The following is a 20,180-nucleotide window of genomic DNA, read 5'->3' as shown; positions in this document are numbered from 1 at the left end:
CCCTACGCACAATTTGCCAAATAGTGCCCTGAATTAGCGCGGATTCAGCAGTCTAATTGGCAAATTGTGCGCTTTTGCGCGTTCGGTGCACGCTTTTGCACGCGTGCCGTGCGTTCGGTGCACGCTCGGCGTGCACTTCCGCGGGAGGCTTTTAGCGCTTCGTCAAAAAGACGCCGTAGTCCGCGGGCTGCGCGCCGGCGCTCGCGGCGCGGTCAACCGCCTTGATGAAGTCAGAGACCACTTTCCTGTCATTAAGGTTGCGGCCAGAGATGGAAAGACGCACGGTGTTGCCACGCAGCGCGGAGCGCTCAGCTGCGCGAATAATGTTGCGGCGCCACCACTTCGCCGCGCCGAAGCCCTCGCCGAAGGACAGGTTGCGGGTCTGGTGGAACTTGCCGGAACGCAGCTCGTGAATGCCACGCGTGGAGACCGCGACGTCGAAAGCAAAGTTCGGTAGGACCTCCAAGGTGCCAGGCGACATACGCCAGCGTGGAGGTGCGAAGATGCTCGACTCGAAGCCCAACTTGGCCATCTGCCGCGTGGCGCCCTTCAAACGGAGATTGGCCTCGTGCGAGTCGAGGTTAGCGAACTCAGCGCGACGACCTTGCACCGCTTGGTCGAAGCCATTCAGAATAAGCAACCTACCCGCGGATTCCTGCTCTTTGAGAAAGCCTAAGGTCTTGTCATCCTTGGCCAGGTGCCAATTGCCATCAATGTGTGGGGCAACCAGCAAAGAGACCGGGATTTCTTCCCGGTCTAGTTCTTTGAGGAGGTTACTAGTTTGCTTCCGCGTGTCAGAAAAGATGCTGGAAATCGAAACTAGAAGGTGGCCATGCATAAGTGCAATTATCGCACAGCCACCGCGAGTCCGCGCGGCGAGGAGCGTCTAAGCTTTCAACCCCGTGGCCTTGTTAATGGTCCACGCGTACTCGAAGGCATTCTGGCGCCACTTGTCATAGCGTCCAGAAACACCACCGTGGCCAGCGACCATCTCCGTCTTGAGCAGGAACTGCCCGCCCTTTGCGGTATCACGCAGCTTGGCAATCCACTTCGCCGGTTCCACGTAGAGCACGCGAGTGTCGTTGAGCGAGGTAATCGCCAAAATGTCCGGGTAGTTCTGCGCAGTGACGTTCTCGTAAGGCGCATAGGACTTCATGTAGTCATAGACCTCTGGGTCGTGGTACGGGTCGCCCCACTCTTCCCACTCGATGACCGTCAGCGGTAGCTCCGGCTTCAGGATGGAAGTCAGCGGGTCCACGAAGGGCACAGAGGCCTGGATGGCCGTGAAGCGGTCCGGGGCCATGTTTGCCACCGCGCCCATCAGCAGGCCTCCGGCGGAGCCGCCTTCAGCCACCATCTGATCTGCGGTGGTGACGCCGCGCGCGATGAGGTCATCGGCCACCGCGATGAAGTCGGTGAAGGTGTTCTTCTTCTGCAGAAGCTTGCCGCTGTCGTACCAGGTGCGGCCCATCTCGCCGCCGCCGCGGACGTGCGCCATCGCAAAAATCATCCCGCGGTCCATCAGGGACAGACGGAATACGGAGAAGTACGGGTCCATGCTGGTTTCATAAGAGCCGTATCCGTAGAGAAGCGTCGGGTTAGCTTTGGTGCGGTCAAGATCGGCGCGGTGCACGATGGAGACCGGAATCTGCGTGCCGTCGGAAGCCTGCGTCCACATGCGGTAGGCAACGTAGTCATCCTTGTTGTAACCGCCCGGAACTTCTTGTTCCTTGAGCAAGGTGTACTCGCCAGTCTCGACGCGGTAATCGAAAAGCTGCGAAGGCTGGATGAAGGAGGTGTAGCTCACGCGCAGTACCGATGCATCCCATTCCGGGTTGCCGCCAACGCTCACGGTGTAGAGCTCTTCGTTGAAGTTTAACTCCTTAAATTCGGACCAACCATGGCGTACATCCATGATTGCGGCACGCCCGATGCCGGCGCGGCGGTAGCCTACGACGACCTGGTCGCGATAGGTATCCACGCCTTCCAGGCGCACATCCTCGCGATGCGGAATCAGCACATCGAGCTCGCGGAGCGGTGCGAGGTCCTCCCCTACTGCCAGCGGCGTGGTGGCCAGGGTGAAGTTCGGGCCTGATGCGTTGTGGGTGACAAACCAATAGGCCTGGCCGTCGATCTCGGCATAGTCGACGTCGTAGTCAACACCTGCTTCGCGCTGCCACAGAACCTGGAATTCGCCTTCCGGGTCCGTACGATCCAGCACCCAGGTCTCTGAGGTCAGCTTCGAGCCGATGACGATGAACAGGTACTTCTCGCTGCGAATACTGCCGACGCCGATATTAAAGTGCTCGTCGGCTTCATACATGACCTGCACGTCTTCGGACTGCGCGGTTCCCACCTTGTGGCGCCAGACGGTATCTGGGCGCCAGGCATCATCGACCGTGGTGTAAAAGATGTAGTCATCGCCCACCCAGGTTGCACCGTAGAAGATGCCTTCGAGGCGGTCGGAGAGCAGCTCGCCAGTACGCAAGTCCTTGATGACCAGAGAAAAACGCTCGTCGCCAGCGGTATCCACGGAATAAGCCAGCAGGTTGCCGGAGTCAGAGACGGTGGAGGCACCCATCGCGAAGAATTCGGTGCCTTCTGCTAGCTCGTTGGCATCTAGGAGGATTTCCTCGCCCTCAGGCGCGCCTTCTTCTGGAATAACGGGAGCGGTCCACGGGTCAGCACCTTCGGTCACCGGAACGCGGCAGCTAATGCCATAGTTCTTGCCCTCGACAGAGCGACCGTAATACCAGTACTGGCCCCTGCGCGAAGGCACGGACATGTCCGTTTCCTTCACGCGCGACTTTACTTCCTGGAAGATGTTCTCAGTCAGCTCTTCAAGGTGCGCAGTCTCCTGCTCAGTATAAGCATTCTCCGCGCGCAGATAATCGAGCGTTTCTGCGGATTCTTTATCCCGCATCCACTCGTAATCATCCACGAAGCTGCAGCCATGAAACTCGCGGGTGATGGGGTGTTTTGCGGCAATCGGCGGGGTCAATTCAGTCATGTTCTCCTCGCTAGATTAGGGGGCTTATTTGTAGTGAGATTTCTCGAAACCCTACCGTAACGAAGGCTTTAGGCCTTAAAAGGAGTTTCCCGAAAGACGCTCGTAAGCCTCGACGTAGCGCGCACGGGTGGCCTCGACGACGTCGTCAGGCAGGCGCGGCGGCTTGGCATCAGAAGCCTGGTCCCAGCCGGATTCCGGCGAGGTCAGCCAGTTGCGCACGTACTGCTTGTCGAAGGAAGGCTGAACCTTGCCCTCCTCATACGTATCGGCTGGCCAGTAGCGGGAGGAATCCGGGGTTAGGACCTCATCGGCCAGAATCAGGGTGCCATTTTCATCGAGACCGAACTCGAACTTGGTATCGGCCAGGATGATTCCCTTCTCCTCCGCGATGCGGGCGGCCTCGGAGTAGATGCGCAGGGTGGCAGCGCGCAGCTCTTCCGCACGCTCTTTGCCCAGCTTGGCGACGACCGCGTCAAAGGACACGTTCTCATCATGCTCGCCCTGCGCCGCCTTGGTGGCCGGGGTAAAGATCGGCTCTGGAAGGCGGGAGGCCTCGGTAAGGCCTTCAGGCAGCTCGATGCCGCAAACGGTACCGCTTTCCTTATATTCCTTTAGGCCGGAACCGGTGAGGTAGCCGCGCGCGACGCACTCGAAAGGCAGCATGTCGAGCTTCTTGACCACCATGGCGCGGCCCAGCACTTCCTCTGGGATGCGCTCGTCATCGAGCGGGCCGGCGAGGTGATTCGGGAAATCGATGACGTCGAAGAAGAACTTCGAGGTCGCGGTCAGAACACGCCCCTTGTCCGGGATAGCCGGGTCCAGGGAGTGGTCGTAGGCCGAAATACGGTCGGAGACGACCATCAGCAGAGCGTTCTCGTCGACGTCGTAGATGTCACGGACCTTGCCGGAAGCAAGGTGCTTATAAGAAGAAAGTTCTGGGCGCATGAGTCCTATCCTAATTCGCTTTTAGAGAATCTCGCCTGGGGTATAAGCGGCGGCCTTCGGGTGCTCGCTGACCAGATTGTTGATGCGGGTAAGAACCTGGTTGACCTGGGACTCCGCAGCGCCGATGAAGGCGTGCTTATCGGCCAAGGCAGCCTCCAGGTCCTCGGCGGACATCGGCAGGCGCTCGTCGGCGGCAAGGCGCTCGACCAAGTCCTGATCGCCGCCGTTTTCGCGCATGTTCAGCGCCACTGCGACGGCGTTTTCCTTGATGACCTCGTGCGCGGTCTCGCGGCCGACGCCGGCACGCACGGCCGCCATCAGGATGCGGGTGGTGGCAAGGAAAGGCAGGTAGCGCTCGAGCTCGCGGTCGATCATCGCAGGGAAGGCACCGAACTCGTCCAGCACGGTCAGGAAGGTTTCGAACTGGCCGTCGAGGGCAAAGAAGGCGTCGGGAAGCGCAACGCGGCGCACCACGGAGCAGAATACGTCGCCCTCGTTCCACTGCTGACCGGAGAGATCCGCAACCATGGTGAGGTAGCCGCGCAGGATGACCTGGAAGCCACACACGCGCTCGCAGGAACGGGCGTTCATCTTGTGTGGCATCGCGGAAGAACCAACCTGGCCTTCCTTGAAGCCCTCGGTGACGGTCTCATTGCCAGCCATCAAGCGGATGGTGGTGGCCAAGGAAGACGGGCCGGCGCCCAGCTCAACCAGAGCGGAAACGGCGTCGAAGTCGAGGGAGCGTGGGTAAACCTGACCAACGGAGTTGAAGATGCGGTGGAAGCCCAGGTGATCAGCAATCGCAGTCTCCAGGGAGGCCAGCTTGTCCTCGGAGCCGCCCATCAGGTCGAGCATGTCCTGGGAGGTGCCCATCGGGCCCTTGATGCCGCGCAGCGGATAGGCAGCCAGGAGCGATTCGACGCGCTCGATGCCCAGCAGCATCTCATCGGCTGCGGAAGCAAAGCGTTTGCCCAGGGTGGTGGCCTGAGCAGCAACGTTGTGGGAACGGCCGGCCATGACCTGAGACTGGTAAGCAGCCGCATGCTTGCCGATGCGCGCGACGACCGCGATGGCCTTGTCACGGATGAGGCGCAGCGAGGAATGAATCTGCAGCTGCTCGACGTTCTCGGTGAGATCTCGGCTGGTCATGCCCTTGTGGATGTGCTCAAAGCCAGCGAGGGCGTTGAACTCCTCGATGCGGGCCTTGACGTCGTGGCGCGTTACGCGCTCACGGGCAGCGATGGACTCGAGGTCCACCTGCTCAACCACGGACTCGTAGGCCGCAATGGCCTCTGCTGGAATATCGACTCCCAAATCCTTTTGCGCGCGCATGACGGCGATCCACAGCTGGCGCTCCAGGATGATCTTGTACTCCGGGCTCCAAATATTGGAAAGCTCTGCGGAGGCATAGCGGGAGGATAGGACGTTGGAAATGTTCTTCTTTTCAGCCACGGGAAACATTATTCCATGTACAAAGCCCAGCCTGTACCTTTTGGTAGCAAGCTGGGCTATACGGGGGTGCGAGAGAAAAGCTAGATGGAAATCTCGCCGTCTTCGGCACGCTTTCCGATGTCGCGACGGTAGAAGCTGCCGTCCAACTTAAGGCCTTCTAGCACCTCGTAGGCGGCGGCGCGGGCCTCGGCGAGTGTGGCGCCCTGGCCCAGGACGTTGAGCACGCGGCCGCCGTTGGAGATGACATCGACTTCCTCTTCAACACCGCGCGAGCCTTCGGCTTGCGAGGTACCGGCGTGGAGGACCTTGTTCGGATCATCCAGGCCCGGGCCGGTGATGACGTCGCCCTTACGCGGGGAGGCTGGGTAGCCCTCAGCGGCCAGGACGACGGTAACGGCGTAGCCGTCCTTCCACTTCAGCTCGTCCAGCTCGGCAAGCTTGCCGGTGGCGGTGGCGTTAAGCGCCTCAGCCAGCGGGGACTCGAGCATGGAAAGAACTGCCTGGGTTTCTGGGTCGCCGAAGCGGCAGTTGAACTCGACAACGGCGATGCCCTCCTTGCCCCACGCGAGGCCGGCATAAAGCAGGCCGGAGTACGGGGTGCCGCGGCGCACCATTTCGGCGGCAACTGGCTTGCAGACTTCGTCGACGATGCGCTGCACGCCGTCGGCAGGCAGCCACGGCAGCGGCGTATAGGCGCCCATGCCGCCGGTGTTGGGGCCTTCGTCATTGTCGTAGGCGCGCTTGTGGTCCTGCGCTGGGAGCAACGGAACGACGGTCTCGCCGTCGACCAAGCAGAACAGGGAAACTTCTGGGCCATCGAGGAAGGACTCGAGCAGGACCGGGTTTCCTGCCGCGTGAACCTCGTTTACATGTTCCTTCGCGGCAGCGCGGTCGTCGGTGACAACGACGCCCTTGCCGCCGGCGAGGCCGTCATCTTTCACCACGAAGTGCGGGCCGAAACGGTCGAGGGCGGACTCAATGTCGGCGTCGGAAGCCCCCGGCACCAGCTGCTCCGCGCGAGCGGTGCGAACGCCAGCAGCATTCATGACGTCCTTGGCAAAGGCCTTGGAGCCCTCAATCTGCGCGGCCTCCTTGGAGGGGCCGAAGACGGCGATGCCGTTGGCGCGCAGCTCATCTGCGACGCCGGCAACCAGCGGCACCTCGGGGCCAACGACGACGAGCTCGGCGTCAATTTTCTGCGCCAGCTCCAGCATCTGTGCTGGGTCATCAACCTTGGAGTACTCAGGATGCACCGTGGCCAGGGAATCGAAGTTCGGCGAGCCAGGGGCAACGTGGAGTTCAGTGGTCAGTGGATCTGCCTTGAGACCTTTGAGCAGGGCGTGTTCGCGGCCGCCCGAGCCAATTACGAGAATGCGCATGCCGTCTATCTTAACTGGCGGTAGCCTAGTCACCATGTCTTCTGTATTTACCAAGATTATTAATGGCGAACTGCCAGGTCGCTTTGTCTACCGCGACGAGACCTGCGTGGCCTTTTTATCCATCGAGCCCCTCAACTACGGCCACACTCTGGTAGTTCCGATTGAGGAAGTAGATAAGTGGACCGACCTCGACCCACAGACCTGGGCACACCTCAACGAGGTGGCACTGGAGATCGGCGCCGCCATCAAGACGGCATTTAACTCTCCACGCACCGGCTACATCATCGCCGGCTTCGACGTGCCGCATACCCACATCCACCTCTTCCCCACCGAGAAGATGGAAGAGTACGACTTCGCCAAGGCATTTGCTGCCGACGCCACCGACCCTGCCGCCATGGATGAGGCAGCAACGCGTATTCGCCAGCACTTGGGCACCGACGAAGAAGGACGCCGCTAACTAGCAGCGTCCTCATGAGAAGGCCTCGTTAGCGGCCGATTAATTATGAAGCTGGGAGGCGCACCGTAAAGGTGGAGCCCTCCCCCAGCTGGGAGCTCACGGCAATGCTGCCGCCGTGCTGCTCCACCAAAGATTTCACGATGGCCAGGCCCAAGCCCGAGCCGCCGGTATCGCGGGTGCGGGAAGAATCCGCGCGGTAGAAGCGCTCAAAGATGTGGCTGGTGTCCTCGGGGGACATGCCCTTGCCGTCATCGGCGACGTCGATAAGCACCGCCTTGTCCGCGCCCTCGCCCTCTTCGCGGATGGTGAGCTTGACCTTGGCCTCCTCGCCACCGTGGCGAATGCCGTTGGAGACGAGGTTGAGCAGCACCTGGTGCAGGCGATCAGGGTCGCCTTTGACCACCGGAATATCGTGGGTCTCGTTAACCACGTCGATCTGGCGGCCGGCAAACGCGGCACGCGCGGAGGAACCGACGGAAAGCACCAGCTCCAGCATGTCCACAGTGCGCATGTCCAGGCGCGAGCCCTCGGCGCGGGTCAGAGAAAGCAGGTCCTCCACCAATAGCGACATTCGCTTGGACTCGTCATCGATCTTGGAAAAAACAAGATCCACATCCTTGGTGGCGCCGGAGCGATAAAGCTCGGTGTAGCCACGCAAACTGGTCAGCGGGGTGCGTAGCTCGTGGGAAGCATCGCCGACGAAACGGCGCATCTGCTCCTCTTTATCTTGGGCTTGGACAACTGAGCGCTGCAGCTGCCCCAGCATCACGTTGAGCGCAGCCGAGAGCTGACCAACCTCGGTGTGCTTCGGCCACTCCGGCACACGCTTGTCCAAGTCACCCGCGGCAATCTCGGAGGCGGTCTTTTCAACGACGCGCAGCGGGCGCAGCGCGCGGCGGATAAACCACATGCCCACCACGGCGATAATGCCCATGACCACGGCAGTGATGATTATTTGCACGATCGCTAGACCGCGGAGAATAAGCCGCTCGTGGGTGAGATCCTTGGCCACTACGGTCACGGTGCCATCGACCTTGATGGCCACGGCGCGCCACTTGGTTTCGTCGTTTCCAACGGAACCGACGGTGGCAGGCTCGTCACCGATGTAGAGGTTCTTCGCGTCCGGCATGCTGGTCTTGGGGCCGGTGTATAAAACGGTGCCATTCGGCAGGTAGCTAAGCGCCACGTATTCCGTAGGCGGGCGCCTAGAGTAGTCCCCCAAATAGTAGTCGTTGCTCATATTGCGCGCCCAGCCGTTGGTGGCATCCTTTAGCTGATCATCGACGTTGCCATACATGACGTCGGACATAATCGAGGACACCGCCAAAGAGGCACCCGCCAGGCCGAGGCCAGAGACCAAGACCATGAGCACCAAAAGCCACGTGCGCAGCGGCATCGCTTTGGGGCGCTGCACGCGGCGTCGCTTAGCGCGCTCCCCGGAGGGAACCGCAACGGACGGGGTTTCAGGCAGCGTAGATTCCGCCGCCGAGTGGGTAGTGCTCATGTATTAGTACTCGAAAAAGGACTGTGGCGAACTACTAGTTACGCGGCATGCGCAGAACATAGCCGACGCCGCGAACAGTATGAATAAGCTGCGTATCGCCGGTGTCGATCTTGCGGCGCAGGTAGGAGATATAGGACTCGACTACGTTGCCATCGCCGCCGAAGTCGTAGTGCCAGACGTTGTCCAAGATCTTGGACTTGGACAGCACCACTTCCTTGTTCTGCATGAGGTAGCGCAGAAGGTTGAACTCGGTTGGGGACAGCTCGATGATTTCGCCTCCCTTGGTGACCTCGTGGGTGTCATCATTCAAGGTGAGGTCAGCATAGGAAATGGTGGCGTCACTGTTTGCGTCATCGACGTTCGCGCCGCGGCGCAGGATAACGCGCAGGCGGGTGATAACCTCTTCCAGGCTGAACGGCTTAGTCACGTAATCATCGGCACCGATGGTCAGGCCATGGATGCGCTGATCGACGCTGTCCTTTGCGGTCAAGTAAAGCACCGGGCCGTCGAGGCCTTCCTGACGCAGCTTGCCAAGCAGCTCGAAGCCGTCCATGCCCGGCATCATGACGTCCATGATGTAGGCATCAGGATTAACCTCGCGGGCCACCCGCAGCGCCTCAGTGCCGGAGTTTGCGCTGAATACTTCGAAACCCTGGAACTTCAGGGAAACGGTGAGTAACTCCACGATGTTGGGCTCATCATCAACGACGAGGACTTTTACTTCTTTATTGTCGTCCATTAGCTCTTGTTACTTCCTTCAGCGAGTGCTTGTTGCTATTTCGCAATAATGACACCCAGCCTTCCAAGGGCACTGAAGGGAGTCTGGACATCACCTGTGAACTCCCATCCTAGCCAACGGCGCCAACAACCAGGCCGGAATACGTAAGGTGAACACCAAGTCGACTTCACCGATGGCAATCACGGCAACCAATCTGAAGAAGGATTCCAAGTGCGCAAGAAACTCACGTTGTCCGAAGAACAGTTCCGATTCATCGACCAACTCACCAACGAGGTCTTTGAAAGCGACATGCTGCCCGAAGGAACCGTTCTCACCGGAGTCGGAATTCAATCCCGCAGGAGCATAGACCCTTCTGGAGAGAGCACGTGGTACCACTTGGATTTGTGGAACCGACAGCTCCATGACGGGCGGACGGTCAGACTGTGGGGCGCATTTCCTGATCTCAGTGAAAAGGAAGACGCGCTTTCTTTCCACACCATGGTGCAGTCTTCAGGCCTTGCCGAAATGTTCTTGACGGCTACACCCGAAACTGCACGGTTCGAAACGATGGAGTACGTAGCGGACTAGCGGCTAGCCGCCTACGGGCGCGGAATGTTGCGCAGGTTGGACTGCGCGAGCTGCAGCATCTGACCAACGCCGCCGCCAAAGACGGTGCGGGTGGCGGCCTTGGAGAAGCCCAGCAGCTGCTCGAAGGTCAGTGTCGGCGGGATGGAAAGAGCGTTCGGGTCGGTGATCATGTCAACCAGAACCGGGCCATCGAAATCCATGGCCTCGCGAATCTGCTTGCGGGCCTTCTTCGGGTCCTCGATGTGGATGTGCTTGATGCCGGCAGCCTCTGCGATCGCGGCATAATCCACGTGCTCATGGTCGGTCTCGTGCTCTGGCAGACCCTGGACCAGCATCTCCAGCTTGACCATGCCCAGCGAGGAGTTGTTGAAGACGAAGGTCTTCACCGGCAGGTTGTGCAGCTTCACGGTCAGCAGCTCACCCATCAGCATGGACAGTCCACCATCACCGGAGAAGGAGATGACCTGGCGACCTTCGTTAGCGGCCTGTGCGCCGATGGCCATCGGCAGTGCGTTAGCCATGGTGCCGTGGCGGAAGGAACCGATCTGCTCACGCTTGCCATTCGGGGTGATGTAGCGAGCGCCCCAGACGTTGCACATGCCGGTGTCGACGGTGAAGACGGCGTTGTCAGCTGCTTCTTCATCGATGATGTTGGCCACGAACTCTGGGTGGATAGGCTTCATCTTCTCAGCCTTCTTAGTGTATGCCTCCACCACGTGGTTGAGCTTGTTGTAGTGCTCCTTGAGCATCTTGTCGAGGAAGCGGCGATCCTTCTTCTCATCAATGTGCGGAAGGATGTTCTCGATGGTGACAGCCACGTCACCGGTAACCGGGTACTTAATCTTGGTGCGGCGGCCGATGTGGGAGCCGTCAATGTCGACCTGTGCGACGTTGCCCTTGGGCAAGAAGTCGTTGTACGGGAAGTCGGTGCCCAGAAGGATAAGCAGGTCGGCCTCGTGGGTGGCGTCGTGTGCCGCGCCGTAGCCCAGAAGGCCGGACATGCCGACGTCGAACGGGTTGTCGTACTGGATGTACATCTTGCCGCCCAGCGCGTGGCCGATTGGCGCCTTAATCTTTTCCGCCAGCGCCAGCACCTGCTCGCGGGCATCCTTGACGCCAGCACCGACGAAGAGCGCGACGGTCTTAGCCTCATTAATAGCCTGGGTTAGCGCGGCTGCTTCAGCCGGATCCGGGAAGACAACTGGACGTCCAGCGGAGATGGTGGAGGTGGTGAAGGTATCATCTTCAGCCTCCTGCGTGGAAACGTCGCCTGGGATAACGAGCACGGAAACGCCCTTGCCAGCCATGGTGGACTGGATAGCGTGGTGCAAAATGACACCGCCCTGGTCAGCGGAGTTGACCATCTCGCAGTAAGCGGAGCACTCGGTGAAGAGCATCTCCGGGTGGGTCTCCTGGAAGAACTTGGAGCCAATCTGGCGAGATGGAATGTGGGATGCGATGGCCAGAACCTTGGCGCCGTTGCGGTGGGCGTCGTAAAGCCCCTGCACCAAGTGGGTGTTGCCCGGGCCGCAGGATGCCGCGCACACGGCGAGCTTGCCTGTGGTCAGGGAATCTGCCTCAGCTGCGAACGCGGCAGCTTCCTCATTGCGGACGTGCACCCAATCGATGGAGGAACGGCGCACCGCATCCACGATTGGGTTCAGGGAGTCACCAACCAGACCATAAATGCGCTCGACGCCTTGGGCCTCGAGAGTTTCTACGAGCTGTTCTGCGTAATTCTTCGCCATATCACTACTTCTTTCAGGAATAGTAAATAGTTTCTCCATCCAGTGTCCTTATTAATTCCCCTTTGTGCCAGCTTTTTACTCAAGACTCACCAACCCCCCTGCTTGGTGATACGAAACACAGGCCGCATTCGAGCGTTTGAAACTGTAATGAACGTTCGGTACATTTTCGAACCATGTCCACCACCGATTTAGGCCATTCCAATAGCGCCGCCACGAACACCGAGTCCACCGCCGTACAGCGCTGGACTTTCTTTGCCGTGATCTCGCTCGGCCTACTCATGGTCGGCCTCGATAACTCAATCCTCTACACCGCCCTCCCAGCACTGACGGATCAGCTCCACACCACCTCTACCCAACAGCTATGGATCATCAACGCCTATGCGCTGGTGCTGGCCGGCTTATTGCTGGGCACGGGCACCCTGGGAGATCGCATTGGTCATCGCCGCATGTTCGTCATCGGCCTTGTGCTTTTCGGCAGCGCATCCCTCGCCGCCGCGCTCGCCCCCGGCGCGTGGTTCTTGGTGGCTGCGCGCGCATTCTTGGGCCTTGGCGCTGCCGTGATGATGCCCGCTACTTTGGCACTGATTCGCCTGACCTTCGATGATGAAATCGAACGCAACACCGCGATCGGCATCTGGGCCTCCGTTGCGGTCGTGGGCGCTGCGGCCGGCCCTACCGTCGGCGGATTCCTCCTCGAGCACTTCTGGTGGGGCTCGGTCTTTTTAATCAACGTGCCCATCGTGCTCGTCGCACTCTTACTGACTTTCCTTTTGGCACCGCCCAACCAACCGAACCCAGACAAGCACTGGGATTTCGCGTCCTCACTCTTTGCGCTTATTACGCTTTCTTCCCTAGTGCTGGCCATTAAGTCGGTGGCGGGTTCCCACTATGGGCTGGCCGGCGGCGCGCTGGTGGCCTGCGGCATCGGCAGCTTCGCGTTTGCTCGCCGCCAAAAGCAGCTTTCTGAGCCGATGCTCACCTTCGATATCTTCCGCTCCCCCATCTTCACAGGCGGCGTCATTGCCGCGGGCGGCGCAATGTTTGGCATGTCCGGGTTGGAGATGCTCACCACGCAGAAGCTACAGATGGTCGATGGTTTAAGCCCCCTGCATGCGGGAATCACCATTTCCGCGGTGGCGATTGCGGCACTTCCGATGTCCACCCTAGGCGGCGCCAACCTTCACCGCTGGGGCTTTCTGCCCATCATCGCCGGCGGGTTTGCTTTCATGGCTGCGGGCATCGCCATCGCGATGTGGGCGGGCCACCACGGCATCTTTTGGTGCTTCGTTGCGGGGCTGCTCTGCATGGGCATCGGCGCGGGGCTCACGATGTCCGTGGCCTCAACCGCCATCATCGGCGCGGCACCACCCCATCGTTCCGGCATGGCCGCAGGCGTCGAGGAGGTCTCCTACGAGCTCGGCACGCTGCTATCCATCGCTATCACCGGCTCCATTGTGCCTTTGCTTTACTCCCGCAATCTGCCCGCGGATGTCGAGGGCATGCAAGCGCTTTACGACGCCGCGACCCACGACCTCGCCGCAGCCGCCTACGACAACGCTTACCTCACGACCCTCGGCGGCTTGCTCGCGATGATGCTGCTCTTCGCCGCAGTGACCGGCTATTTGTTTAAAAACAACCCGAAGTCGGGAGGCTACGATGCCGCGCATTAGTAAAAAGACCGAAGTGCTAAAAGCCGCCCTCACCATCATCGAGAACGAGGGCGTGCATGCCGTGACTTACGACGCCCTGGCCACCGCCACGGGAATGTCAAAGTCCGGGCTCATCTATCACTTTCCTTCCCGCCACGATCTACTCATCGAGTGCCACCGCTTCTGCGCCGCGCGCTGGGAAGCGGAACTCGAAGAGCTAGCCGGCGGCAAGCAGGCCGCGGAGCTAGACAAAAAGGAGCGCCTGCGCGCACTCGTGCAATCCCTAGGCAAGAACGACCCTCTGATCGAATTGCTGATGAGCATCCACTCTCAGCAACACCCGGACTTCATGGAACAATGGCGCGACGTCGACAAGCGCTGGCTGCCAGATCCGGCAGCTGATGACCAAACCGCGCTCATCGCCACCATCCTTGGCAATGGCCTCTGGGTCCACGACCACTTGACTGAACGAAAGATACCCACAGCTACTCGCAAAAAGACAGTGGAACTCGTCTTGGAATTCCTAGATTCAGGAAAGCTACAAACCGCACCGCTTAAAGATTAAGCAACGTCAACTGATAATCCAGCCCCGCTCAATGGCAAGATTTACTGCCGCTGCACGAGTGTCAGCACCAGTCTTAGCCATCGCACGCGACAAGTGATTGCGCACCGTGCCCTCCGATAAGTTAACCCGCTTCGCGATTTCCGCGACGACCGCACCATCGGCGGCTGCTTGAAGCACTTCGGATTCTCGAACGGTGAGAGGCGATTCACCGAATAGAAAAGAATCTGCAGCAAGTTTGGGATCAACTACACGCAAGCCGGAGTGAACTCGGCGCACCGCATCAGCGAGCTCTGCGGCAGGCGCGTCTTTAACGATGAAGCCATGTGCTCCCGCGGAAACCGCGCGACGCAAGAAACCCGGGCGCCCGAACGTTGTAACTATCAATATCTTTACCTGCGGTAGCGCTTCTCTAAGGCGTTTCGTAGCAGTCAGACCGTCCACATTCGGCATATCTACATCCATCAAAATAACATCAGGACAAGCCACCGAGGCGACCTCCATGACCTCGCTTCCGTCGCCAACGTCGGCCACTACCTCAATGTCACTTTCCAAGCTAAGCAAGGCGCTTAATGCGCCTCGCACCATAGCCTGATCATCAGCAAGCATCACTTTTATCATTAATGCTCCTTAGCCCATGGCCCGGTTTGAACGGCCTGGGCTGTAAGCTTCAGACCTCCCATGGTGGTTTCACCCAAGCACAATTCGACTCCGTTATTTTGGCATCGCTCCCGCAGCCCTCGCAGACCATTTCCTTCCCTTATCTCTGCTATTCCGACTCCGTCGTCTTCAATCAATACAGATTTGGAGGTCAGACTGATGGAGCATCTCTTTGCACCGGAATGTCGGACAACATTCGTAGTCCCTTCACGCACTACCCAAGCAAACACTTCCCTCAAATCAACCTGTACTTCATCTACCGAATTCGGCATCTTCGCTTTAATACCTGCGCTTTGAAGGAGGCTTAATGCCCGAGCTAGTTCACCGGAAAGGCTGAGCTCTCGATAGCCATTTATTGCGGTGCGAACTTCTGCCAGCGCAGACCTCGAGATTTCCTCAATTTCTGCAATTTGTGACTTCGCCGTATTCGGGTCGAGCTCAATGAGCTTCTTTGCAAGCTCCGCTTTAAGTGTCACCGTTGTGAGAGAATGTCCCAAAATATCGTGCATGTCGCGAGCCATGCGGTTGCGCTCTTCGTTTACTTCGAGTTCTTGGGATCGAACTTCCTGTATCTTCCTTTGCGCTTGGCTAATAATCGCCATTCGGCTTGCTAAACAGGCAATGCCGGTTGTAATCAAAGACAAGTGGCCGAACGGCCATAGCGACTGAGGAATCGCTATCGCGGCGACTGCAGTAAAAGGCAGGGAAACCTGCCACGGAAATACAAATGCAACAGCCGAGGCAATGAAGTATGCAAGTTGAATCGCATCGGTTCCGACAAGATTAAGCACGATCAGTGCGAGAAAGGTTCCAACCACTAACAACGAAACTGCACGGAGATTGACCCGCATCACACCTAGGCGCAGATCATCGATTGCGATAGCCCAGGAACCAATGAGACAAAATACGCAGCAAAGAACAAGAACCGCGCTTGAAACCGGATACGGGTGGCTTCGAACCGTCAAAAGAATTGGAACAGTAAGGGCCAACCAGAAAATGGCCCAAATACTGTTTGGCCAGGTAATATACCGAGTCATCACTTTTTCATCTTAGCTAAACCCGAGCCGTATCATAGCGCATCTTCCGGGCTGCCCCGACCAAGAATACGAACAGCCAAACCACAACATTGGCCACTGCAGCCCACGAAAAGTTGCTCGCGTCCATCGGCGAAAGCGCCAACTTATGAAGTCCGTAGAGCGGGGTAAGACTTCCAATCTTGTCGAAAGTCGATCCAGGAGTCAGTGGCATAAATACTCCCCCGAGGAAAGACAGCAACGCTAACAAAGGCCCAACTACCTGCATTGTGGTCTCTGCAGGCAAAAGGTATCCCATGAACAACCCAAAAGACATAAAAATGATTGAGCCCAACCATGCGATGACAAAAGACTGAGCCCAAGCCAGAGCCGGCATGTGTGCATGGACCAGCGGTCCACAGATATAAACCGTGAGCAAGGCTATACCGCTCAGAGCTAATCCCGCTGTGGCTTTAGCTCCTACATAGTTAATTGGGCGAAGAGGAGTTAAACGCAGCTGCCGACTCCACCCACTTGCTCTTTCGATGCCGACTGCTGCACCAGTTCCAGCAGTCGCCATTAACCCAGCATAAAGGGCAAGACTTATTAAGATATTTGCTGCCCAGTTTCCATTCCCATATTCCTGCTGTGCATAGTCTGCAGTAGCAAATATGAACAGAAAGGCAATGGGGATAACCACGACGAAAACTAGACCACGGACATTGCGCAAAATGCGCTTCATTTCCAATTTGTATAAATACATATCTACCTTTCCTGATGAGCTAGGTCGATAAAGGCGTCATCAAGGCTGCGCGCAGTAATGCTGATGTCTCTCGCAAGACCTCGAGTTAAAAGCAAGCGTGCGATTTTGTCAGTATCCTCGGCTACCAAAACGAATTCTTCCCTGCGCATATCGAGCGATATCTGAGGAAAATCTCTTAATGCTTGTTCCACTTCTGACTGCGAAGCTTGAAGTTTGGCATGAATTGTTTTTCCTGAAACTTGCGCTCGTAGCTCCTGTGGGCTGCCGTCCGCTACAAGGACACCGTGATTCATCATCACGATTCGATCTGCAAAATCGTCGGCTTCTTCCAAATAATGGGTAGCGAAGATAACGGTTCGTCCCTCGCGAGCATCTTCACGTATATTCGCCCAAAAATCGCGTCGAGCTTCTACATCCACGCCAGCTGTAGGTTCGTCTAAGACGATGAGGTCAGGCTTGCTGACCAAAGCCATTGCAAAACGTAGCTTTTGTTGCTGGCCTCCTGAGCATTTACCCACGTACCGTTCTGCAAACTCGCCAGCACCAGCGCGTTCTAATGCTTCCTCTGCGCTTAAGGAATCACGATGGAAACTGGCCATAAGCTCAACCGTTTCGCGAACCTTTAAGTTAGGAAGCAGGCCTCCCGACTGCATCATTGCAGAAACTCGACCGAGCACCACCGCGTTGCGCGGCGTCGTCCCGCATACTTCAATGTTTCCTGAATCTGGTTTGCTTAGGCCCAAGGTGAGATCGATGGTGGAAGTCTTACCCGCACCATTAGGTCCCAAAAGGGCTACGACCTCACCGCGCTCAATCGAGAAACTGAGGTCCTTTACTGCACAAACCTCACCAAATGACTTTGTTAGTGATTCAACTCTTAACGTGGACTCCGTGTTTGCCATGGTTCAAGTCTCATGCGACACCGCGAAGAGTACGTATAGCAATTGTCATTAGTCGGCGATGACAATTGTCACGGGGTATTAATCTCAGTCGGCGACTGCCAAGTCAGAAGCTCGGCGTTGCTTTCCAATGAAATTAGCCCCGGTAGAAATAAATTTCACCAGGGCCATTGAGCTGGAGACGAGACTTGAACTCGCAACCTACGCATTACAAGTGCGTTGCGCTACCAATTGCGCCACTCCAGCACCGCGGATTGAACCGCTGCGAAGAATCGTACCCGAGCAGGCGAGCGGACGAAAACACTGGGGTGGCCCGTGCGTCGCGCAACCCCAGCGGATAGAGTGCAAGCAAGAGTCTCAATCAGTTTTTAAGGGTTTGTTGCGTGTCATTTATTTCCGCGCTGAGGGAGCGTTTTAGCGCTTCTTCCGGCTACGTTGCCACCATCGATGCGGCAAAGGCCGCGCCACCACCATCGCCGCTGGCACCAGTCGATCTAACCGACGCCGCGCAGGTCACCGGTGTCATGGAAATCGCTGCGCGCGTGGGCGAAATCCTAATCAGCGCCGGCACTGCCAACTCTGATGCCAAGGCACAGATTCACCTGGTGGCTTCTTCCTATGGTCTCCACTACTGCCATGTGGACATCATGATGAATACCATCACCATTCACACCGCGATGGGCGCGGGCTCTAACCGCCGTAACCTACACGTCTTCCGCGTGGCCCCTTCAATTTCGGTGGACTTTTCCAAGCTTTCCGCGGTAGACCGCCTGATCTACTCGATCCGCTCCGGCGCCACACCACCGGCCATGGCCGAGCGCGTCTTGGACGAGATCAACAACATGAAGCCGCCTTATCGCACCTCCACCGTCCTTTTGGGCTGGGGCGTTATGGGCGGCATTCTCTCCGTGATGCTCGGCGGCGACGCCTTGGTGGGCGTCATGGCGTTTTTCGTCTCTTTGCTGGTTATGGGCGTCAACGCCTGGGCGGCAAAGTTCCGCGTGCCACCCTTCTACCAAAACATCATGGGCGGATTCCTCGCCGTCGTACCGGCGGCGATCCTCTACAACATGGCCGCCGGAATCGGCATTACCTTCTCGCCTTCCCAGATCATTGGTTCAGGCATCATTGTGCTCGTCGCCGGCCTTACCCTGGTGCAATGTTTGGTCGACGGCATCACCCGCGCACCGGTAACATCGGCCGCTCGCTTCTTCGAAGCCATGCTGGCCACCGGCGCCATCATCGCCGGCGTCGGCGTGGGCATTCAGTTCTCTGACTGGATGGGCTTTACCCTGCCGCCCCTGGCTACGCTCGCGCCGCCGGTCTATCACCAGGTCCCGCTGCTCATCCTCTGCGGCAGCATCGGTTCAGGCGCCTTCGCCCTGGCCTGCGGCGCTTCCTGGATTGAGGTTACCGTCTCTGGACTTACCGCCGGCGCCGGTATGCTCTTCTACTACTTCGTAGTCATTCCTTTCGGCGTGAGCGACGTCGTAGCCTGCGGCATCTCCGCCACGGCGGTGGGCCTGGCCGGCGGCCTGCTCTCGCGCCGCTACATGATGCCGCCGCTCATCACAATGATCGTGGGCTATACGCCGATGCTGCCTGGCCTTACCCTCTACCGCGGCATGTACGCCTCGCTGAATGAGCAGATGATCTCCGGCTTTACCAACCTGTCACGAGCACTAGCCATCGCCGGTGCGCTGGCTGCCGGAGTTGTGCTGGGCGAACGCGTGGCCCGCCGCCTGCGTCGCCCGCAGTACTTCCGCCCTTATGCCACCATCAAGCGCGTGGGCCACTTCTCGTTCCACCAGGCCAGCCGCCTAGCTGCCCGCAAGCCACGCATTCCGCGCGTGCCGCTTTCCCCCTTCGCCCCCAAGGTCAACCGCCCCGTCCTGCCTCCGAAGCTGGGGCCCAAGCCGCCGATGCCTGCCCAGCAGGTACGCATGCTCCAAGACCAAGCCATCGGCGAGGACTGGAAGGAAGAATGGGAGTCCATCACCGAGATGTGGCCGGTTACCACGCAGTGGGAGGCCCAACCGCAAGACGGTGGGAGCGCACAACCCGCTGCAGACGGCGCCGAAGATGCGGCCGAAACCGCCCCAGATGCCAAATCGTGAGCAAAAAAGTTCGGCGGTTTCAAGTGGTGGATGCATCACTTGAATAGTTCTTGTATCTTCTCTTCTGGTTTATACCAGTTGAGGACTTTTCTGGGGCGCCCGTTGAGAAGGTCTTGAATGTGTTGGACATCCTTGTCGGTCAGGGCACTAAAGTCGCTTCCTTCGGGCAGGAAGTCTCTGACTAGCCCGTTGGTGTTTTCGTTGGTAGGACGTTGCCACGGCGAGTGTGGATCACAGAAGTAGACTGCTAGTCCACGTGCGATGCTCAGCTTGTCTACTTGGGCTAGTTCTACGCCTTGGTCCCAGGTCAGAGTTTTAGTGATGTTGCGTATTTTGCCGGTAAACATCTCGATCAACTTATCGACAGTCGTGGCGGAATCATGAACATCTAGTTTGCGGATCATGGTGTAGCGAGTACTGCGTTCTACACAGGTTACAAGTGCAGTGGTTCCTCCTTGTCCGATGATGAGATCGCCTTCCCAATGCCCTGGAACTGCGCGGTCGGGCCTGACCCCCGGAAAGTAGACACGTCGGGGGTTAGCTATGCTGCTTGGGTCAGTGTAGCTGATGTGAGTGCTTCGAAGTCATTGGGGGCTAGAAGGTTGCACCAGGAGTGCCGTCTGCGGGTGTTGTAGCGCATGCACCATCGAAAGACTTCCTGCCGGCAGATAATGGGATTATCTGAAGCGTCCTGGGTTTAGTTCCTACCTCAGCTA

18 protein-coding genes, 1 tRNA gene and 1 pseudogene are annotated in these 20,180 nt (G+C 58.3%); 5 read left to right on the top strand and 15 right to left on the bottom strand.

What is annotated here, in order from left to right; all coding sequences use genetic code 11:
* Nucleotides 1-151: 151 nt before the first annotated feature.
* The 5 genes from HMPREF3155_RS03780 to purD all read right to left on the bottom strand — a co-directional run bounded on the left by HMPREF3155_RS03780 (nucleotide 152) and on the right by purD (nucleotide 6,786).
* Nucleotides 152-838 carry a DUF2334 domain-containing protein gene (locus tag HMPREF3155_RS03780; protein WP_061924562.1) on the bottom strand — a complete coding sequence of 229 codons (687 nt, stop codon included), beginning with the start codon at nucleotides 836-838 and terminating at the stop codon, nucleotides 152-154.
* Between the two features lie 48 nt (nucleotides 839-886).
* Nucleotides 887-3,010, bottom strand: a complete 2,124-nt coding sequence (locus HMPREF3155_RS03775; RefSeq protein ID WP_070432610.1) for a S9 family peptidase — start codon at nucleotides 3,008-3,010, stop codon at nucleotides 887-889.
* A 75-nt stretch (nucleotides 3,011-3,085) separates the two neighbouring features.
* A complete protein-coding gene (locus HMPREF3155_RS03770) occupies nucleotides 3,086-3,955 on the bottom strand; it encodes a phosphoribosylaminoimidazolesuccinocarboxamide synthase (RefSeq protein WP_062043355.1) in 870 nt (289 codons plus the stop codon).
* 21 nt (nucleotides 3,956-3,976) lie between these two features.
* Entirely contained in the window at nucleotides 3,977-5,416 is a 1,440-nt protein-coding gene (purB, locus tag HMPREF3155_RS03765; RefSeq protein WP_061924572.1) for an adenylosuccinate lyase, read from the bottom strand.
* 71 nt (nucleotides 5,417-5,487) lie between these two features.
* Nucleotides 5,488-6,786 (bottom strand): phosphoribosylamine--glycine ligase, encoded by a 1,299-nt coding sequence (gene purD / locus HMPREF3155_RS03760; protein WP_061924611.1) that lies wholly within the window; start codon nucleotides 6,784-6,786, stop codon nucleotides 5,488-5,490.
* 34 nt (nucleotides 6,787-6,820) lie between these two features.
* On the opposite strand from purD, the gene HMPREF3155_RS03755 reads away from it, so the two are divergent.
* The gene (locus HMPREF3155_RS03755; protein ID WP_070432624.1) at nucleotides 6,821-7,243 is read left to right on the top strand and encodes an HIT family protein; all 423 of its coding nucleotides are present in this window, start codon (nucleotides 6,821-6,823) and stop codon (nucleotides 7,241-7,243) included.
* A gap of 43 nt (nucleotides 7,244-7,286) precedes the next feature.
* Here HMPREF3155_RS03755 and HMPREF3155_RS03750 read toward each other — a convergent pair whose 3' ends face one another.
* Nucleotides 7,287-8,747 (bottom strand): sensor histidine kinase, encoded by a 1,461-nt coding sequence (locus HMPREF3155_RS03750; protein ID WP_083281237.1) that lies wholly within the window; start codon nucleotides 8,745-8,747, stop codon nucleotides 7,287-7,289.
* Nucleotides 8,748-8,781: 34 nt separating this feature from the next.
* Nucleotides 8,782-9,486, bottom strand: a complete 705-nt coding sequence (locus HMPREF3155_RS03745; protein WP_061924579.1) for a response regulator transcription factor — start codon at nucleotides 9,484-9,486, stop codon at nucleotides 8,782-8,784.
* A 210-nt stretch (nucleotides 9,487-9,696) separates the two neighbouring features.
* On the opposite strand from HMPREF3155_RS03745, the gene HMPREF3155_RS03740 reads away from it, so the two are divergent.
* The gene (locus HMPREF3155_RS03740) at nucleotides 9,697-10,053 is read left to right on the top strand and encodes a hypothetical protein (RefSeq protein WP_061924582.1); all 357 of its coding nucleotides are present in this window, start codon (nucleotides 9,697-9,699) and stop codon (nucleotides 10,051-10,053) included.
* Nucleotides 10,054-10,064: 11 nt separating this feature from the next.
* Here HMPREF3155_RS03740 and HMPREF3155_RS03735 read toward each other — a convergent pair whose 3' ends face one another.
* Nucleotides 10,065-11,801 carry a pyruvate dehydrogenase gene (locus HMPREF3155_RS03735; RefSeq protein ID WP_070432609.1) on the bottom strand — a complete coding sequence of 579 codons (1,737 nt, stop codon included), beginning with the start codon at nucleotides 11,799-11,801 and terminating at the stop codon, nucleotides 10,065-10,067.
* A gap of 173 nt (nucleotides 11,802-11,974) precedes the next feature.
* Here HMPREF3155_RS03735 and HMPREF3155_RS03730 point away from each other — a divergent pair, with 173 nt between their 5' ends.
* Together HMPREF3155_RS03730 and HMPREF3155_RS03725 are read left to right on the top strand one after the other, a co-directional pair.
* Complete coding sequence (locus HMPREF3155_RS03730; protein ID WP_070432608.1) at nucleotides 11,975-13,471, top strand: MFS transporter; 1,497 nt, start codon at nucleotides 11,975-11,977, stop codon at nucleotides 13,469-13,471.
* Nucleotides 13,458-14,015 (top strand): TetR/AcrR family transcriptional regulator, encoded by a 558-nt coding sequence (locus tag HMPREF3155_RS03725; protein WP_061924588.1) that lies wholly within the window; start codon nucleotides 13,458-13,460, stop codon nucleotides 14,013-14,015. The genes HMPREF3155_RS03730 and HMPREF3155_RS03725 overlap by 14 nt, the downstream gene beginning before the upstream one ends.
* A gap of 6 nt (nucleotides 14,016-14,021) precedes the next feature.
* On the opposite strand, the gene HMPREF3155_RS03720 is transcribed toward HMPREF3155_RS03725, so the two are convergent.
* The 5 genes from HMPREF3155_RS03720 to HMPREF3155_RS03700 form a co-directional block, all read right to left on the bottom strand.
* Complete coding sequence (locus HMPREF3155_RS03720) at nucleotides 14,022-14,633, bottom strand: response regulator transcription factor (protein WP_061924591.1); 612 nt, start codon at nucleotides 14,631-14,633, stop codon at nucleotides 14,022-14,024.
* Nucleotides 14,633-15,709, bottom strand: a complete 1,077-nt coding sequence (locus HMPREF3155_RS03715; RefSeq protein ID WP_082785835.1) for a sensor histidine kinase — start codon at nucleotides 15,707-15,709, stop codon at nucleotides 14,633-14,635. Before HMPREF3155_RS03715 ends, HMPREF3155_RS03720 begins: the two co-directional genes overlap by 1 nt.
* Before the next feature lie 16 nt (nucleotides 15,710-15,725).
* Nucleotides 15,726-16,448 carry an ABC transporter permease gene (locus HMPREF3155_RS03710; RefSeq protein ID WP_061924599.1) on the bottom strand — a complete coding sequence of 241 codons (723 nt, stop codon included), beginning with the start codon at nucleotides 16,446-16,448 and terminating at the stop codon, nucleotides 15,726-15,728.
* A 2-nt stretch (nucleotides 16,449-16,450) separates the two neighbouring features.
* Entirely contained in the window at nucleotides 16,451-17,350 is a 900-nt protein-coding gene (locus tag HMPREF3155_RS03705; protein WP_070432607.1) for an ABC transporter ATP-binding protein, read from the bottom strand.
* Nucleotides 17,351-17,520: 170 nt separating this feature from the next.
* Nucleotides 17,521-17,593: transfer RNA gene (locus HMPREF3155_RS03700), tRNA-Thr, on the bottom strand.
* Between the two features lie 137 nt (nucleotides 17,594-17,730).
* Between HMPREF3155_RS03700 and HMPREF3155_RS03695 the strand changes: the two genes are divergently transcribed.
* Nucleotides 17,731-19,464 carry a threonine/serine exporter ThrE gene (locus tag HMPREF3155_RS03695; RefSeq protein ID WP_083281236.1) on the top strand — a complete coding sequence of 578 codons (1,734 nt, stop codon included), beginning with the start codon at nucleotides 17,731-17,733 and terminating at the stop codon, nucleotides 19,462-19,464.
* 35 nt (nucleotides 19,465-19,499) lie between these two features.
* Here the strand turns inward: HMPREF3155_RS03695 and HMPREF3155_RS03690 are convergent, their stop codons facing one another.
* Together HMPREF3155_RS03690 and HMPREF3155_RS13240 are read right to left on the bottom strand one after the other, a co-directional pair.
* Nucleotides 19,500-20,009, bottom strand: a complete 510-nt coding sequence (locus HMPREF3155_RS03690) for an IS30 family transposase (protein WP_371441321.1) — start codon at nucleotides 20,007-20,009, stop codon at nucleotides 19,500-19,502.
* Nucleotides 20,006-20,137: pseudogene (locus HMPREF3155_RS13240) on the bottom strand (IS3 family transposase); the annotation flags it as partial. The gene HMPREF3155_RS03690 and the pseudogene HMPREF3155_RS13240, both read right to left, overlap by 4 nt.
* Nucleotides 20,138-20,180: the final 43 nt, after the last annotated feature.

Origin of the sequence: Corynebacterium sp. HMSC06D04 (genome assembly GCF_001807315.1) — a bacterium.
Taxonomy (GTDB): domain Bacteria; phylum Actinomycetota; class Actinomycetes; order Mycobacteriales; family Mycobacteriaceae; genus Corynebacterium; species Corynebacterium simulans.
Note: the sequence above shows the minus strand (reverse complement) of the source record. Positions and strands in the feature narration are given on the sequence as shown.